Source organism: Paenibacillus sp. FSL H7-689, from assembly GCF_000517905.1.
Classification (GTDB): domain Bacteria; phylum Bacillota; class Bacilli; order Paenibacillales; family Paenibacillaceae; genus Paenibacillus; species Paenibacillus amylolyticus.
Genome location: NZ_ASPU01000006.1, coordinates 72,149 through 90,006 on the forward strand (window position 1 = coordinate 72,149; position 17,858 = coordinate 90,006).

General features: G+C 48.7%; 15 protein-coding genes. 13 read left to right on the forward strand and 2 right to left on the reverse strand.

What is annotated here, in order from left to right; translation table 11 throughout:
- Positions 1-323 precede the first annotated feature (323 nt).
- The 8 genes from C170_RS04350 (at position 324) to C170_RS04385 (ending at position 8,467) form a co-directional block, all read left to right on the forward strand.
- Entirely contained in the window at positions 324-1,373 is a 1,050-nt protein-coding gene (locus tag C170_RS04350) for an ABC transporter substrate-binding protein (protein WP_036606656.1), read from the forward strand.
- A gap of 193 nt (positions 1,374-1,566) precedes the next feature.
- Positions 1,567-2,427: an ABC transporter permease gene (locus tag C170_RS04355; RefSeq protein ID WP_047841071.1), complete on the forward strand. Its 861-nt coding sequence runs from the start codon at positions 1,567-1,569 to the stop codon at positions 2,425-2,427.
- Positions 2,428-2,429: 2 nt separating this feature from the next.
- Positions 2,430-3,224 (forward strand): ABC transporter ATP-binding protein, encoded by a 795-nt coding sequence (locus C170_RS04360; protein WP_036606660.1) that lies wholly within the window; start codon positions 2,430-2,432, stop codon positions 3,222-3,224.
- A 192-nt stretch (positions 3,225-3,416) separates the two neighbouring features.
- The gene (locus C170_RS04365; RefSeq protein WP_051447008.1) at positions 3,417-4,595 is read left to right on the forward strand and encodes a winged helix-turn-helix domain-containing protein; all 1,179 of its coding nucleotides are present in this window, start codon (positions 3,417-3,419) and stop codon (positions 4,593-4,595) included.
- A 69-nt stretch (positions 4,596-4,664) separates the two neighbouring features.
- The gene (locus C170_RS04370; protein ID WP_081745847.1) at positions 4,665-6,011 is read left to right on the forward strand and encodes an MFS transporter; all 1,347 of its coding nucleotides are present in this window, start codon (positions 4,665-4,667) and stop codon (positions 6,009-6,011) included.
- 637 nt (positions 6,012-6,648) lie between these two features.
- Positions 6,649-7,437, forward strand: a complete 789-nt coding sequence (locus C170_RS04375; RefSeq protein ID WP_162158951.1) for a hypothetical protein — start codon at positions 6,649-6,651, stop codon at positions 7,435-7,437.
- 34 nt (positions 7,438-7,471) lie between these two features.
- The gene (locus C170_RS04380) at positions 7,472-7,723 is read left to right on the forward strand and encodes a hypothetical protein (RefSeq protein ID WP_036606664.1); all 252 of its coding nucleotides are present in this window, start codon (positions 7,472-7,474) and stop codon (positions 7,721-7,723) included.
- Positions 7,724-8,077: 354 nt separating this feature from the next.
- Complete coding sequence (locus C170_RS04385; protein ID WP_036606666.1) at positions 8,078-8,467, forward strand: hypothetical protein; 390 nt, start codon at positions 8,078-8,080, stop codon at positions 8,465-8,467.
- A gap of 252 nt (positions 8,468-8,719) precedes the next feature.
- Here C170_RS04385 and C170_RS04390 read toward each other — a convergent pair whose 3' ends face one another.
- Positions 8,720-9,301 (reverse strand): hypothetical protein, encoded by a 582-nt coding sequence (locus C170_RS04390; protein WP_036606668.1) that lies wholly within the window; start codon positions 9,299-9,301, stop codon positions 8,720-8,722.
- A 30-nt stretch (positions 9,302-9,331) separates the two neighbouring features.
- Positions 9,332-9,865 (reverse strand): hypothetical protein, encoded by a 534-nt coding sequence (locus C170_RS04395; RefSeq protein WP_036606670.1) that lies wholly within the window; start codon positions 9,863-9,865, stop codon positions 9,332-9,334.
- A 198-nt stretch (positions 9,866-10,063) separates the two neighbouring features.
- On the opposite strand from C170_RS04395, the gene C170_RS04400 reads away from it, so the two are divergent.
- The 5 genes from C170_RS04400 to C170_RS04420 form a co-directional block, all read left to right on the forward strand.
- Positions 10,064-10,561 carry a DUF6385 domain-containing protein gene (locus tag C170_RS04400; protein WP_036606672.1) on the forward strand — a complete coding sequence of 166 codons (498 nt, stop codon included), beginning with the start codon at positions 10,064-10,066 and terminating at the stop codon, positions 10,559-10,561.
- 45 nt (positions 10,562-10,606) lie between these two features.
- On the forward strand, positions 10,607-12,013 hold the full coding sequence (locus C170_RS04405; RefSeq protein WP_235200712.1) for a DUF6385 domain-containing protein: 1,407 nt from the start codon (positions 10,607-10,609) through the stop codon (positions 12,011-12,013).
- A gap of 78 nt (positions 12,014-12,091) precedes the next feature.
- Positions 12,092-14,374: a glycosyltransferase gene (locus C170_RS04410; protein WP_036606674.1), complete on the forward strand. Its 2,283-nt coding sequence runs from the start codon at positions 12,092-12,094 to the stop codon at positions 14,372-14,374.
- Positions 14,331-16,301 carry a tetratricopeptide repeat-containing glycosyltransferase family 2 protein gene (locus tag C170_RS29960; protein WP_162158952.1) on the forward strand — a complete coding sequence of 657 codons (1,971 nt, stop codon included), beginning with the start codon at positions 14,331-14,333 and terminating at the stop codon, positions 16,299-16,301. Before C170_RS04410 ends, C170_RS29960 begins: the two co-directional genes overlap by 44 nt.
- A gap of 78 nt (positions 16,302-16,379) precedes the next feature.
- A partial coding sequence (locus tag C170_RS04420; RefSeq protein ID WP_155985025.1) for a glycosyltransferase family 2 protein occupies positions 16,380-17,858 on the forward strand: 1,479 nt, incomplete at its 3' end.

Here is a 17,858-nt window from a genome sequence, read left to right on the forward strand (position 1 = left end):
ACAGCTTCTTGACGAGCCATTCGCATAACTTGCAGGTTGCTTTTTCGTCGTTATGTAATGTTTTCTATCACAACCATACGATGAAAGTAAATTGGAAGCGGTTCAACCATTGACGGATATCGGGACGCCCCTTAATATTAGGGGAACAATAAAACACCAACACGGGTCATGGACTTCAGTCGCATGAGAAAAGTCTATATTTGTCTGCTTTTGTCGATCAAAGCAACAATGCGTTGAAGCGTTTGTTTTGTCCCGCCCTATCGTGTCAATGGAATCTCGATAAGGGTAACCACATTTTATAAGATGGAGAGGGGTTCTCACACATGAAAAAGAAATTTTGGATGTCACTGATGATGGTTGCTTCAATGATCGTTGCAGCAGGTTGCGGAAATAACAGCGGTACAGGCTCGGAATCCGAAGGATCGGGAAGTACAACAGGTGGAGGCAGCGAGGAAAAATCATACCAGATTGCCATCTCGCAGATTGTTGAACATCCATCCCTGGATGCTACACGCGAAGGTTTCATCGCAGCCCTGAAGGATGCGGGCATTGAAGAGAACAAGAACCTCAAAATCGATTACAATAACGCGCAGGGTGATTCGACGAACAACCTGTCCATTGCACAGAAAATCTCGGGTGATTCCAAAAATGATCTCGTACTCGGAATCGCAACACCATCTGCGCTGGCGCTGGCTCAACAAGTGAAGGACAAGCCATTGTTGTTCGCAGCGGTAACAGACCCGTTGGGTGCCAAACTGGTGACCGATATGGATAAGCCGGGCGGCAATGTTACAGGTGCATCCGACACGAATCCGGAGGCTATCTTACAATTGGCTGACTTTATCGCTAAAAATCTGCCGGATGTGAAAACGGTGGGCTTGGTCATTAACGAAGGTGAACCAAATGCGGTGGTTATGGCAGATAACGCTGAAAAAGCGCTCGCAACACATAATATCAAGCTGGTGAAAGCACCAGTTACGAATACATCTGAAGTAAAACAGGCTACGGATTCCCTCGTTGGCAAAGTAGATGCCTTCTACATTACACTGGATAATTCTGTCGTGAGTGCGGTGGATACGATCATCCAAACGGCAAACAGTAATAAAATTCCGTTCTTCTCCAGTGATCGGGATACCGTTGAAAAAGGAGCTTTCGCAACCGTTGGCTTCAAATATTATGACCATGGATATCAGGTTGGTGAGATGGCCGCGGACATTCTGAAAAATGGTACGAATCCTGGTGATATGAAAGTCACCGTTCCGGACAAACTGGATCTGATCCTGAACCTGAAAGCGGCTGAAGCCCAAGGTATCACGGTTACGGATGAGATGAAAGCGGAAGTAAAAGACCAGGAAAACAACATTATTCAATAGAATCAATTCATAAATTTAATGAGTTATGAGATTGATTCAATAATCTGACCGGAGTGTAATCCGGCAGTATGGATGCGAGGCGGACGTGCAACGGGTTCGCCTCATTCTTTTCGATAGACAGGGAGGAAGTAGTGTGAGTATAAGCTGGAATTCAATTGAAGGGGCGATCGAGCTGGGGCTTCTATACGCACTGATGGCACTTGGTGTTTATATTACGTTCCGCATACTCGATTTTCCTGACCTTACCGTAGACGGAAGTTTTACAACAGGAGGCGCAATCGCGGCGGTTATGATCTCCAATGACTTCTCTCCTTGGCTTGCCTGTTTGGCGGCAATGGCTGGCGGCATGGTGGCTGGGGCTTGTACAGGTCTGCTTCATACCAAAGGCAAAATCAACGGATTATTATCCGGGATTTTGATGATGATCGCGCTCTACTCCATTAATATGCGTATTCTTGGCGCACCGAATAAATCCATTATGGGCATGGATAATCCATTCTCAGGTGAGCATGTCATGGTGTTAATTATCATCGTGGTGCTGGTGTTTAAAATCATGCTCGATCTGTTCATGAAAACAGATGTTGGACTGGCACTCCGCGCGACAGGTGATAACAAACGTATGATTCGCAGCTTTGGTGCAAATACGGATGTGACTACCATTGTAGGTGTCAGCTTATCCAATGGATTGGTTGCACTATCTGGTGCATTCATTGCACAGCAATCAGGTTTTGCAGACATCACGATGGGCATCGGTATGATCGTTATTGGACTGGCTTCCGTCATTATCGGTGAAGCCATTCTTGGAGCAAGAACGGTATTCTGGGCTACACTTGCAGCGATCGTTGGTTCAATCATTTATCGGATTGTGGTCGCGCTTGCGCTTCAAGTGGAATGGTTTGATACATCTGATCTGAAGTTGATCACCGCGGTGATCGTCATTATTGCCCTTGTATTCCCAACGATGCAGCGCTCCATGAAGCAGCGTAGTCTGGCTCGCAAACGAACGGAAGAGTTGATGCGATCCGGGGGTCAACAGGCGAAGGGAGGTATGTGATCATGCTGGAGATTACGCAAGTAACCAAGCTGTTTAACCCAGGTACAACGGATGAGAAGACCGCGCTGGTTGGTGTGAATCTGACGATGAATCCGGGAGACTTTGTGACGGTGATTGGCAGTAACGGAGCGGGTAAATCCACGCTGATGAACATCATTTCGGGTGTGATGAAGCCGGATATGGGCGATGTGCTGATCAATGACCGCTCCATTAAAAACCTGCCGGAGCATAAACGTAGCAGCTGGATTGGCAGGGTATTTCAGGACCCGATGGCAGGAACAGCACCACATATGTCCATTGAAGAAAACATGGCGATGGCATACAAACGTGGCAAAGGACGCGGACTAGGCTTCGGAGTTACCCGTGCCAGACGGGAGATTTTTAACACGCAACTGGAGAAGCTGGGAATTGGACTGGAGAAGCGTCCGAATGCAAAAGTGGGTCTCTTGTCTGGCGGGGAGCGCCAGGCACTCAGCCTGTTGATGGCGACCTTTACCCAGCCGCAAATTTTGCTATTGGATGAGCATACGGCAGCCCTTGACCCATCACGTGCCGAACTGATCACGGAACTGACGGAGACACTTGTGCGTGAGATGAGACTGACTACATTGATGGTGACGCACAATATGGAGCAGGCCATTCGTCTGGGTAACCGTCTGATCATGATGGACAAAGGCCGAATTATTCTGGATGTCAGCGAAGAGCGCAAGCGTACGTTAACTGTGCCTGAGTTGCTTGGTGAATTCGAACGGATTAGCGGCAAAAAAATGGCAGATGATCGTGTCGTGCTGGGTTAAGACAAGGGAACACTTGTTGGAAGAACAGCTATACGTACCGTAATCCACAATCTAAGCCATCTATAAGTTAGACGATAAAAACCTTTTGCGTTCTCGCAAAGGGTTTTTGTGGTATGTTGAACACGTTGAAAAAATGGAATGAATCTATACGATTTCGGATCAGCGAATTATACATAGTAGGAGGAACCAGGCATGTCTTTGCAATTGGATGAAGGGACATATACGGTCACGCGGCGTACAGAGTCCATTCGCCTGCTCGCCAAGGAATTTGCACTGCTGCATTTTCTGTATGAAAACAAGGAGAAAGCCTTCACCCGCAGTCAATTGCTGGATCGGGTATGGCCGCTTGAATATCCGGTTGAACGCACTGTGGACGATCATATCTATCGCCTGCGCAAGAAGCTGAAACGCTGGGACGAGATCCGTCTGGATACAGTACGGGGCTACGGATATCGACTTGCTGTGCATGAGAATAAGTCCGCTCTACCCGCTAGCCCATCTGCTCAGGACCCAGAAATGCAGGAGGTCATTCACGGATTACTTCGTAAATATCATGTGTTTGGGCAGGGAAACGCCATACAGACACTGGTTCAACAGCAGGAAGCACTTGGCATTCAGATTGCCCCTTATTATCAGTTGTATATCCGTTTTATACAGGGAGATCTGGAATGGCTGATTACAACAAAGGAAATTCCCTTTGAGGAGCGACTATATTGGCTACTGATTTTCGTGCACCCCCTAATCGAACCATCAGAAAGCTTACCTTTGTATGAGCAGGCATTGAATTCATCGGCATTGTCTGCCGATCAGCTTCGCGAGCTCCGCATTCTGAACATCATTGAAGTCTATGTAGAGGTGGGCCAATATCAACGGGCCAAAGCACAGCTGGAGGAAACGTATCGTGTAATAGAGACTGACGAGCTCAAGAATTTCAGACTGCCTGTAGCACTTGCAGCGTTGTATGTGGAACTGTGGGGTGGCAGCGGTGAAGCTGTTGAGGCCCAGATGGCAGTCCTGCGAGCGGGATTGAAGGATGCACCCTATCTGCGGGAGATCGGACGTTTTCAGGTGATGGAAGGATTATGGTTACTTCGGCAGGGACGGATTCGTGAGGCAGAGTTAAGAATGGATGACGGTCTGGATGTATTGAAAATGTCGCTGAACGCACCGTTATATCTGAATGCTGCATATCAGATTCTCCTATTTCTGGGTCATCATCGAATTGAAGGTAGAATTCGCAGTAAGTATCGTCAAGTGTATACAGAGATCGGCAAAAGTTACGGTGTACCCGCATTTGGACAACAAATTGTAGATGAAATACGTAACTTTTTATCTCCCATCACCCCATCCTCTGATCTTCCTCTGATATAACGCCTTTATGATTACAGCCAAGGAACATACAGACCACAAGCGGCTGTAATCAAGGGAGGAAGTACATGTATGACCGTCATTTCAAATGAACCCACATCCAATGAATCCACCGAATCACCCGCCTCATCTGCGGAATCTTCCAAAAGCTTATGGACCAACCTCCGGTTTGTCCGCATGTTTATCGCATACTCTCTGGCTACGTTTGGAGATTGGTTCGATGCACTCGCCATCCAGGTGATGGTGGCCTACCGCTGGGGCGCCGATCCACTGATCATTGCACTTATTCCTGTATGTATGGCTGTCCCGGGTATACTGCTTGGCTCCTTTGCAGGTGCCCTGGCTGATCGACTGCACAAAGTAAAGATCATGATCCTGTGTGATGTGATCACCGTGGGATTAACCGTTGCTATTTTATTCGCACCAAGCCCGGCTTGGCTGCTTCCACTTCTTGCCCTGCGGGCCATGATGGGAGTTTTTCACGTTCCAGCTCAGCAGGCGTTAACCCGCCAGGTGGTGGCAGAGGAGCATCTGTTTCAGGCATCGTCCCTAAACGGTTTTGTGAGCCAGTGTTCGAAAGTGGCGGGACCACTTCTGGGTGCAGTCATTTTGGCCTTCTTTTCACCACAAATCTGTATTGTCATTAATGCCTGTACCCGCCTGTTGTCAGGTGCGGTATTATGGCCCTTGCGGCGTTTGGTGGAGAAGTCGGAATCGGTTGAATCAGACGGGAGTGCTGCTAGTGAAAAAGATGGATCGGAATCTTTGTTCTCCCAGTGGAAGCAAGGCTGGCGTTTTATACAGAGCAGTCGCACCGTGCTGAGTACGATTTTGTTCGGCTGTTTTGGACTCATGGCCATTCTGATGATTGATTATCAGTTTACGACTCTGTTTCGGGAGATCAAGCCAGGTAATGAATCACTGCTCGGATGGTTGGGGTCTTCGGCAGGAGCCGGGGCAGTTTTCATCATTTTGTTGTTAAATCGCTTGCCTAGAATTGGGTATGGGTGGGGACTGGGTGGAGGATATCTGTTCGTGGGTGCTGGAATCGCTGCGCTGGGGTGGATCGGCCCACAAACACCCGAAATTTGGGTCATTATCTGGGGCCTCTGCATTGGGCTGGGTAATGGACTCTTTATGGTAACACTGAATTATTTGTTGCAAAAAGAGACCCCTTCTGCCTATGTAGGGCGCGTCTTTGGCATTCAAAACTCGTTATCCAGTGTTGTACTGGTTGTAGCTCCACTTGCAGGTGGAGCGCTCATTCGAGTTGCGGGGCCGAGCCCCACCTTTCAATATATCGGTCTCGCTACGCTGGTAATTGGTCTTGCCGGCATACTGCTACAACGTATCTTATGGGAGAGGAAACAGCCTCTCATAACGGAAGCCAAAGAGAACATTCCGCAGGAATCGGCCTGACAGCTTTGACCCGATTCCTAACATCATTGTATCCACAGTCAGACAACTAGCCGTATTAAAACTTGGGGCTCTCTTAATAGCTAGCTGTTCCTACCATAAAAGAGTGAGGAGATAATCATGGTTTTACCAAAGCCGAGAGAAGCGAACTTACATGTAAATAAGATACGACAAGCGTATCTTCAATATTTTAGGAATTGATGATGCATTACTTGATCCTGATATAGTTCCTTATCCTGAACATGAATAAGAGGAAAGAATCCGTGAATTATAGGTTACTAAACCCTGGAGCAGTGACGCTCAACTATTTTCTTATAAAATGATTGTAAATTCTAAGGAAGAAAAAGTGAGAGATCAATTCCCAAAACTATTCTTAGATGAAGAGTACGTGTTGTTCTGATTGAGCTTGAATATTCAAAGAAACGGTGATCCTCATCGGTATTTTTTTAGTGATTATATCTTGGATCTGGTGTGGAAACCTATAAATATGGATGTTATTTTCTCATATGGATAATAAATTATTATTTTTTTATAAAATTCCATAACTTTACACTGAGATAAGGTGTTCTTATTATAACTAGATACATTTAATACAATTATTGTATTTGGTTGTGCGTAAATAAACCTAAGAGAAAGGAAAGTGAAAATGAAGTTGAAGTTGAAGTTTCCGGTAATTCTGTCTCTAGTAGTGGCAATGGTAGGAGGTACCAGCTCAGCTGCTTTTGCTGAAACTGAAAATACAGTTTCGGCCGAGTCTAATGTATCAAGAGCATTTGTCGTTGAAGATGGGGTGAAAAAAGAGCTTAATACTGAGCAGTATGATCTTTTAATAAAGGAAAATGAGGAAAAACAACAACTTTTAGAGGCACAGAAAAGTATTATGACTAATAGAATTAATATTGGGGATTTAAAGAGCCGTTCTAATGATGATGATTTGATTACACCATTTGCTTTGATTGATCGAAGTAGATACGTTCAGGCTGGATTCGTACCTACAGTGTATCGGCAAAATTTAGCTCGCAGAATTTCCGTTCCAATTTATAATTCTGGGACGCAAACTATCACTAGAACTATCAGCTTCGCGGCTTCACAGTCCTATACAAGCAACGTTAGTTTGTCCGCTTCTCATACAAAAAAAGCTTTTACTGCAGGGGTAACAGTAGGCGCATCGTGGAGCAACTCATACTCTAACACTGATGCAATTTCTCAACCTATACCTCCAAAAAAATACTCATGGATGAAATATACTCCCAACATGAGTAATTCTTTTGGTACAATGTATGAAGAATTATGGAACTTCGATGGTAAGACCAATGTGAAAATAACGGATGAGACATATTTTCTAGACGTTTATATCGCGAAAAAAGGAAATGCAGGGTTGCCTGATGGGCTCTATGTAGTAATGGAAACTGATACAGTTCCGAATTAAAACAAATCTATTGATACCAAGGAGGAATGATTATATGAATAAACGGGCAGCTGGTATTACCCTCCTTGTCATCTCTGCCATATTGTTTATTTCGAGAAATAGTACACACTTTATTGTTGCGGCAATTATGGGACGCAAAGATAATGTCTTAGGCGAGGGCATGTTTGAGTATGCTTTGTCAGTTACTAAATCCTTTTCTTTTATCCCAGAAATAATTGCACTCTGTCTAGGAATTATTTATCTAGTATGGGCTGAAATGGACAAAAATAAGAAATGCATTGAATAATAAATCATCGTTTTACTCATTCTTAAAGAGCATCCAAACGGGTGCTCTTTTTGATCTTAATGATTAGGCTTACTCTCCAAACGAAAAATAGGATTGATACCTAGATAAAGATCTTCTTCAGAGAAGGTCTTACTTTTTTTCTGAGGGCTAATGCTTACTGGCTCTAAGGCGGCAGAGACAGCACCTAAGAGCCAGCAGGCACCGCTGCGGGGTTACTCCGCTCTACGTTCCTGACCCTCGTTTAACATCCCGCACGGAGTCAAAGTCTAAAGCAGACTAAACTCTATTCTTTAAAATTTGTCACCTCGCATCGATTTTGCAATAATGCAGATATCTTGATAGTGGAGGTAAACAATGAGAAGAGTAACAGCAGCTAAAAATAGGGCTAAAAGTCGGATTTCAAACCTCATGAAAATGGCAGCTCCTATTGAGGATGAAGTCGTGAAACAAGTCATGCATCCGGATGATCGTATCTTAAGTGAATCTATAATCGATTTTTATGTCCGTGAGGATATAACACACTGTAAGCATGAAGTTTTACGTGTCGCCGCCACATTAGGTGGCCATGACATTCTCGTAATCTACTTAGAAGGTATAAGTGTAGATAACTTATTAAAACCGGAGTGGGAGCAATTCAAGATGCTCTGTGCTGAACAATCGGTAGAGGTAACGGATTATGATACAGTGCTTTTCTTTGATGGTTCGATCTTCGAAGTACAAACCCATATGCTTTTAGGGAAATGAGACAGGTAGACACTGAAGAGATCAAATACATGGCGGGCCAGCATATGCCGGTTCTTTTTTTTGTACTCGTATTTTCCCTTTTGCCTTCCGAATGTTAACAGAGGGATAGCGATTAACCACCGTCAGGCCGAGCTCTCTGCTTCGCCTTCACCCTATCGGAAGCAAAGTCGCTCATCCGTTCGATCAAAGGGGGTTCAGGTAGTCACCGAAGGGCGGCCGTTTGCTATCCTAGAATGTTATATATTGAACGAATCATACTTCCCACCAAGCAAAATAAGCAGTAGAAGCCATCAGTCCGCCAACCGAAAGTGATCCGCTGACAGAGAGGTTAATGGCCTGACCTGGAGGAACCACATAACGGCCAAATTCATTGGATAGAAACGGCCCTGCTTGAAGGGGCATAGCCATCAATGGCGTCGCTCCTGCAGGTGTAGCAGCAGAGAACCGTACCGTGGCTACGCTGGTATTGCTGCTGGAAAGATTGCTGTTTACCGGCGTGAGTGTGGTGGGCGATGTCAGTGTTCCATTAGCGCTCAGACTCATGGAACCACTGAAGGAAGATAACAGATTGAGTGATACCGTGATTCCGCCGGAGAGTCGTGATACGTATAGGGTTTTCCCACTCCCTGCTGGATTGGCCAATTGTACGGTGGCGATCACCGTTCCTCCCAGCAACCCCAGTGTTGTGGAGTTGGTGGAACCTGCGTTGTACAGATTGCCTGTACTGCCAGCATTATTCTCCGGAGGTGCAACAATGCCGGGAGAAATATACGTGTTGGTGTTGGACGTATAGACGGGCTGGCTTAACGGGTTGAATACATTATTGTTCGGCACAGTGTGCACCTCCTTTTATCAGGGTCAAACTCAGATTTCCCACCAGAACAGATTAATGGCTGCGGTCTGATTCCCCGTGCCTACGCTAATGGATAATGTTTGTCCCGGTGGAACAATAATGGAGCCATTCAGATCCAGTGAATACATTCCTGCGGTGAGCGGAATACTTGCGATGCTTGTGAAGGTTCCCCCCAGAGTACCTGTATTTTGTCTTGTGGTAACTACACTGGCGTTGGTATTTCCAAGTAACGTATTGACGGGCACTGGTGTGCTACCGACAGTCACGGTTCCTCCTGAATAGATAACAAGAGTAGCTGCCGCTGTTGTGCCTCCTGTGAGGCTGGATATGCGTATTGTTCGGCCGCTGCCAGCGGCATTCAGGATCTGTAGAAGAAGACTCTGGTTGGAAGGAATTAAGGTATTGTTGGTCGTCAGGGCAAAAAAACTGCCTGCAGCAGCTGCACCACTGTCTGGTGACGCTTCAATGCCCGGGGCTGAGAAGGTATTGGTCAGTTGAGTAAACAGGGGACGATTAGATTGGTTGAATACATTATAGTTGGTCATCTCATCCACCTTCCATAGACCAGTTCATTTGAGCAACATTCCGATTGATTCGTATTTCATTGTACTTGCAGTGTATGTGAAAAGAAGCAAAATGGATTGGGGACTGAGCCGTATATCTGGAAATAACGGCGGTTGCCGTGCCCGTATATCCAATCCGGGCATACGATGCGTAAGCACATTTTTTAAGGGGAAATCGAGATGAGTCGAACAGCGAAGCAAAGCAAGAAGAGAACGAAGCAACCAACTAAATATGTCAGTCGCCGCCGCTCCCGTCATTCCTGCCGCGCTAAATTGCTGAAACCCCCTTGTTCCCGGATTACTCGTCCCCGGTTCAAGCAGGGTGCTTCCTCACGTACGAAACTCCCTGGTGCTATTCATTGTTTTACAGAGCATACGTATGTCGGAGCCGAAACCAGTAGCAGCATGGATTCACTCCCGGCACAAGACACCTCATCACTCAGCATGTATACCTATGGCGTTGTGAATCGGGGCAAACATCCGGCTATTGTACAGATCCAGATCAGCCCCAATGCCGTGGATTATGCTGTGGACAGCCAGGAGGTGGTCGCGGGAGGCCAGACCAAAGCGCTGGTACCATTGCGATTTTTGCACTATACCCGGCTTGCAATTCGATCCGTTGAACCGGATCAGCCGACCCGGCTCGATGTTTACTTTCAGGCGCAGCGTATGCCATAAGGGAGTATGATCTCACAGATTTGACCAGGGAGGAGGACGAGGCACATGCCTAACTTTACAACGTTTAATACGAATCCGGATAATCTGAGAACCTTGATTTTTGGTCAGGATAGTACAGGCACAGCCCAGCCTGTCAGAACGGATACAAGCGGGAACGTGGTTGGTATTATTTTGGACGGAACGATCAGTAACATCTCAGGTCTGACCACGGTTACAATTAACGCCGGAACCATTACCAACATTCTGAACGGAACCATCACGAGTGTGCTTGGAGCGACGATCACGGCAGGTACGATCAACAGTGTGCTTGGGGCCACAGTTACAGCGGGTACATTAACGAACTTGCTAAATGGTACGATCACGAGTGTATTGGGAGCAACGATCACAGCGGGAACGATTACAAGTGTACTCGGGGCAACCGTAACAGCAGGAACGCTGACAAACTTGTTGAACGGTACAATCACGAGTGTGCTCGGAGCCACGGTGACCGCCGGAACATTGACGAACTTACTGAATGGTACGATCACAAGTGTATTGGGAGCAACGATTACCGCCGGAACGATCACGAGTGTGCTTGGGGCCACGGTGACAGCAGGAACATTGACGAACTTGCTGAATGGTACGATTACAAGTGTATTGGGAGCAACGATTACCGCCGGAACGATCACGAGTGTGCTCGGGGCCACGGTGACCGCAGGAACACTGACAAACTTGCTGAATGGTACGATTACAAGTGTATTGGGAGCGACGATTACGGCGGGAACGATCACGAGTGTGCTCGGAGCCACGATTACAGCAGGTACCATCACAGGTATACTCGGAGCGACAATTACAGCAGGAACACTGACGAACCTGTTGAACGGAACCATTACCAGTGTGCTCGGGGCCACGGTGACCGCAGGAACGTTGACGAACTTGCTGAATGGTACGATCACGAGTGTATTGGGAGCAACGATTACCGCAGGAACACTGACAAACTTATTGAACGGAACCATTACAAGCGTACTTGGCGCAACGGTAACTGCAGGGACGTTGACAAACCTGCTAAATGGTACAATCACCAGCGTGCTCGGTGCTACAATTACCGCGGGAACACTTAGCAGTGTGACGTCCATTTCACAGAAGAGTTTTCAGGAGTCCCAACTCATAAGCACCCCGACCGCCAACACCTTCACAGCGCTCCCGGCGGTTACGACCAGTGTATTTGGCACGTATTCTTTCTTTGTATATAACCGGGGGCCGGGTGTAAACCGGGTAGATGCTCTTGTTGAGATTAGCGCCAACGGAACGAACTGGTACACGGATGTAACGACGGTAACGGGCATTTTGTCCGGGTCAGTCGATGTATTGGTACCTCAGCGTTTTCTCAAATACACGCGTCTTTCCTACCGCTCCAGCCTAATCGGCGCACCAAGCACGATTGATGTGTTCTTCAATGGACAAGGCACATAACCCATTTATTTGTCATATAGGTACATGGAGTTCCTTTGGTGGACTTCATGTACTTTTTTGTATTGGAGGTGGTTGGATTTGAAGAACCGTTTACTTGGAATTCATATGATTGTGCAAAATGAAGAACATCACCTGCCCCGCTGTCTCGACAGCTTGAAGCATATCAGCACGGAATGTTTTATCACCGATACTGGCTCATCTGACCGTACACCCGAGATCGCCAGAACTTACGGAGCAACGGTGTTGCACGCTTGTTGGGAAGATGACTTTGCCCATGCAAGAAATATCAGTCTGCCTCTGGCGAGCACGGAATGGGTCCTGTGTTTGGATGCCGATGAGTACGTTACGCAGGGATTGGAAGAACTGCTGAATTATTTACCTAAAGTCCATAAAAGCATTACCAGATTACGTATTACCATAGAGAATCGATACGGTGAAGGGGTAGAAGAGAGCGTTATCTCTCAGCCAGTGAGGCTGTTCCGTGCTCATCAGGGATATCGGTACAAGGGGCGTATTCATGAGCAATTGGTTCGTAGTAGCCCAAGCAGGCTTGGCCAGGATGAGGCTATTGATATGAATAAGAGCGAGACCTATACAGATGAACAAAGCCAATTGATCGAGACTGAACCGCTTGCTCCATTATGTCTGATGCATGATGGATATCTGGCCTCTACAATTGCGCAAGAGCAAAAGCCAAGACGTAATTTGAAACTGATTGAGCGGGAACTCGCAGATGAGCCTGCACAGCCTTTTCACCTGTACAATCTGGGAGTAACGTATTGCCAGCTTGGTGAGGTCGAAAAGGCAATTGAAGCGTTCAGTGAATCATTACACCTGACAGAGTTGCTCGCACCATATCGACCTACACTGGTTAGAGATTATGCAAAGACCCTTGTGGGATCGGAACGTTACGACGAGGCGCATGCAATTCTGATTGTGGAAAGACAGCGTTATCCATCTTATGCTGATCTGCACCTGTTGTATGGGGAGACGTTGGAGCTGCAAGGTTTGGGGGAGCGTGCATATCAATCGTATGCCCGAGCAACGGAATACCGGGAGGGAATAGACCGTGTTGGACACAGTGATGGCGGTAGCACGTTAGACGCGTCATATGTAACGGAAGCGGGTTCTAACAGTTACAGAGCCTATACTGCGATGGCAAGACTTGCTCAGAAACGGAGATTCTATAAAGAGTCTGCACATCTGTACGGGCTGGCTCTGGACAGCATGTTCACATATGCTCCGGCATGGGCCGGGTTGGCAGACGTGCTGCAACAATCCGGTGAAACGGATGAGAACATAGCAGAAACATTACTTTCCAGAAGCAGAGGAATCGGAGAGTCAGATCACGGTGATTTGATTCGTGGTGAAATGCCCCATTCATATGCAGTGACAAATGAGGATCATCTGGTGCAAATGATTCATGTTCTAACAGGCTGTGGAGCATATGAACAGGCATTGAAAATGCTGGATGCAGATTCGTGTACTGCTCGTATCCATGTAGCGGATCAAATACATTGGATGTTGTGTGCGAATAGGGTTTCCGAAGCACTGCAACTGGCAGAAGAACACTGGAGCGTGGGGGGTGTGCATGAAGTCAATCTGCTGGCTGAGCACAGAATTGATTGGGCACTGGCTTGTTGGGCCAACGGATTAAGATTATCCGAGGCGTTCCTCGCAACTACGCTTCCACAAGAAAAGAACGTTTGGAAGGTCATGGATCGACTGCTGGATCAGCTATCGAAAGAGCCGCGAAGCATGGAACCTGCGTCACAAGAACAGAAGCTTATTCAATGGGGTCCGCAGGCAGAAATGGTAGCAGAGAAGGTTGTGCAGCAAGCCGTAAAGACAGGACAGCTCACACTTGCTGAGCAACTGCATGAGTTGCGGGCCATGATGATGTGTGATCATTGGGGAACGACTTTAACTCGAAGGCGAAAGTTTGCAAGTCTGCTGTATCGTCAAGGGTATACCATGGTAGCCGCGAACATCCTGATTCAGTGCATGACCGAGAGTGAGCTGGATGCCGAAGGGTTATTCTGGCTGGGTGAAACGCTGTATGCCAAAGGCCACAACGATCAAGCGCTGTCTCTGTTCGAGCAGGCTCTGGAGCGGGAGCCTGATATGTGGCAGGCCCGAGTTGGAGCAGCTGTATGTTACATGCGATTGGCAATGGAGGCGATTCGGCAGGAATTGGTTCGATCTCCTTCTTCAGATGTACTCGTTGCACAACATAATGCACTGGAACAAAGGCTGCGAACGACCGATGGTATGCCGTGGCGTACGCTTTTCCATGCAAAGGAAAGGAGGAATCAGCTTGCGAGCGGAACGAATTTCCCTATGCATGATCGTGAAGGATGAGGAAGAGTTGCTGCCTCATTGTCTTGCCAGTGTCCAGGGAGCGGTGGACGAAATTATTGTGGTGGACACCGGTTCATCGGACCGAAGCGCAGAGATTGCGCAGCAATATGGAGCGGTGGTTGTGCGAGTTGAGTGGTGCGAAGATTTTGCCGCAGCACGGAATGCTGGCCTGGAGCGCGCTTCCGGCGACTGGATTCTCTTTCTTGATGCGGACGAGGCGCTCGATAGGGCTGCGCGGGAGCAGATCAGGAGCTGGACGTCGGTCAGCGGATGTGACGGATTGTTTTTAAACATTCATAACTATACAGGTACGGGTCAGCAGGGGGTTACCGTGAATCCGGTTTTGCGTCTCTTCCGTAATGCCCCGGAGCATCGGTTCGAAGGTCGGATTCATGAGCAGATTGCCGCGGCGATTTGCCGTAGGAACCCAGAGGCTGCTTTTCATGTGACGGACATGGTCATCCATCATTATGGGTATCAGACGGCGATTGTGGAGCGCAAAGATAAGGTGAACCGTAATGTTCGCCTGCTGCAACAGGCAGTGGAGGAAGAACCAGATCAGCCGTTCCATCACTATAATCTGGGTGTCGAGTATCTGCGTGTGGGGGAAGCGGAGCGGGCATTGGAGACGTTTGGTGTGGCTCGGATGGGGATTGATCCTGCGGTGACCAGTTACGCGCATTTGCTGTTCAAATATGAAGTTCGTTGTCTCCAGCATCTGAATCGCTGGCAGGAGGCATTAGATCGCATCGATGCTGCGCTTGAACTCTTTCCAGAGTACACGGATCTGATGCACCATCGCGGGGTATGTGCAGACGCATTGGGTGATGCAGATCGGGCAGAATATTCGCTGCTTGAAGCTGTTCGCATGGGGCCACCTCCACCCATATATCATACGGAAGAAGGCATCGGCACCTATCAGACGTGGTATACGTTAGGGCGATTACTGGAAGGAAGGGCCGATCTGGAGGGTGCGGTAGATGCTTACGTGGAAGCGGTACGTGCCAAATCCAGTCTGTTACCGCCGCTCTATCGGATATTCCGAATTATGCGAGTCTCCGGGCAGGAACATCAGATTCCAGAGCTGGTGAGGGAGCGTTTTGCACTCAGTTCGGAAGAGGCTACACACAAAGTATTGGGCATTCTGGAGCAAAGTCGTTGTTATGATGCGGCTTTACAATTGTTATCGGGTATATCCTCACAACCTTCCGCAGAGATGAGGGAGCGTTTATCTGTGGCGGAGGCGATGCTCCAAATCCAACAGGGAAGATGGAATAAGGCGCGTCTGAAACTGGAACCTGTGCAGCGGAAAAAAGGGCTGCTCGCAATCTCGTCTGCTCGATGGCTCGAACGTTTGGAGTGGATAGAAGGGAAGGAAGTCAACGGAGATGATCCATTGACCTTGTGGTTGAAGCGTAGTTTGCAGGTGGGTGAAGGAAAGAATGAGGAATCTGCTGTGCAGACAGGGAGAACGGTTGGTCTGAGAGCGACAAAGAAGAAGGACATGGACTCCAGCATAGACGGAACGGTTGCAGGAACAGAGTATGATGGCTGGCAGGCGCTTGGACTGATGATGGAAGGATGTGTACAGTCAGGGAGATGGAAAGAGCTGCATAGCCTGATTCAGATGTGTCGACAGCAATTGGCTGGAGAAGGGTTATCGGTGGAACAGAACGTTCGAGTGGGAGAGAAGAAGAAAGAGATGGAAGGGAAAAAGGAAAACGGGAAGGTGAGTGACATTGATTCGTTCCCTGGGGCTTCGGATACCCTGACGGGAACAAGCTGGCTGGTGAAAGGATTGGTCAGTGCTGCGGACCATCATCTGGAGGTGTTCGCTCAGCATGCAGATGGACAGCGGCACCGTTGTTGGCCTGTCGTTCAGCATATTCGGCTTGAGTTGCCGGGAGCGGACGGGTTTGAGAGCTGAGAGGGATCAGGCAGCGGGAGTTCAACTTAATTCAGCGGGCTAATTGGTGCGGCTGAACTCCTTTGGTGAGGGGTGGTGATGAATATGGGCATAGGGATTAGCTTGTGTATGATCGTGAAGGATGAAGCCGGTTCACTCCAGCGGTGCTTGAATGCAGTCAGGGATGTTGTGGATGAGATCATCGTTGTGGACACAGGCTCGGTAGACGATACAACTGAAATTGCTCGTCTCCATGGGGCCGTTGTAATTCGTACGGAATGGAACGGAGATTTCAGTGAAGCCCGTAATCTGTCGCTGGCCGCTGCTACGAAACCGTGGATTCTGGTGCTTGATGCGGATGAGGTATGGGTACAGACTCCGCAGATGAAGACAGAACTCATGCAGTTGTTAGCGACAAGCAGGGACGACGTATGGGGATACTGGATACAGGTCACAAGTCTGCTGGGTATGTCCGGTGAAGAGCATGTGACGGATGCGGTGTGTCGTTTGTTCCGAAATGATCCCCGAATTGCCTTTCAGGGCAGAATTCATGAAGAGATTGCTTCTTCCATCATGGCACTGGCTCCGCAAGGTGTGCTTCATTCTGGACTTGAAGTCATTCATTACGGATATCTGGAGCAGGTGATTACCGACAAAAATAAAGGTGCACGGAATATGCAGTTGATTCGTTTCGCGTTGAATCAGGAGGGCGATCAACCGGAGTTGTTATATGCTCTGGCCGCAGAATGGTTTCAGCAAGCGAAGTATGATGAAGCACTCCGTTTGTTACAGCCATTATTGGCACAGCTTAAGCCGGAGTGTGGATATCACTCGGATCTGGTGCTGAAAACGGCTTACGCCTGGCGAGAGATTGGCAGCCCGGAACAGGCGCTTGCTGTAGTGGAAGCATGGGCGCCCGTGTATGAGGATTTTCCGGATTTGTTGGAGTTTGGTGCTGTACTTGAACTGGATCAAGGGAGAGAGGACGTGGCCTTGAATTGGTTAAAACAGGCTAAATCAGCTGCTTCCACAGCCAGCAGGTATACATCAGTCTCTGGTGCTGGGACCTATCGTAGCCTGACGCTGGAAGGCATGGCATATGAGCGGGCTGGCCGTTGGGCAGAGGTAGAAACCGCGTACACGGCGGCGCTGAGCATGCAAGCCGGCAGCATGGCTGCATGGCAGCGGCTGTTGTTGCTGGCCGCAGCCACAGGGCGGCCGCATGCCATCGCCAGCGCAGCCGCCCGGGTAAGCTTGCCGCCTGCGGCATGGCAAGCGTTGATCCCGGCCGCGCTTGCCGCGCATCGGCCGGATTGGCTGCTACGCCATGCGGCGGCGCTTGCTGGCCCGCTGCGGGCACAGCCGCTGGCCGCCGGGCTTGCGCTGGCCCAGCTGGGCGAGGACGCCTCGGCTCGGGCGGCTTTGCAGCCCTGGGCGGCGCATGCGCAGCACGGGCCAGAGGTGGCCCTAGCGCTGTGGGCGCTGGGCCACAAGCAGCCTGGCGGGCGCAACGCCCGAGCGGCGGCTCGCCAGCAGGCAGCGATGCCCGCCGCGGCCCACGCCGCCGAGGCGCTGCTG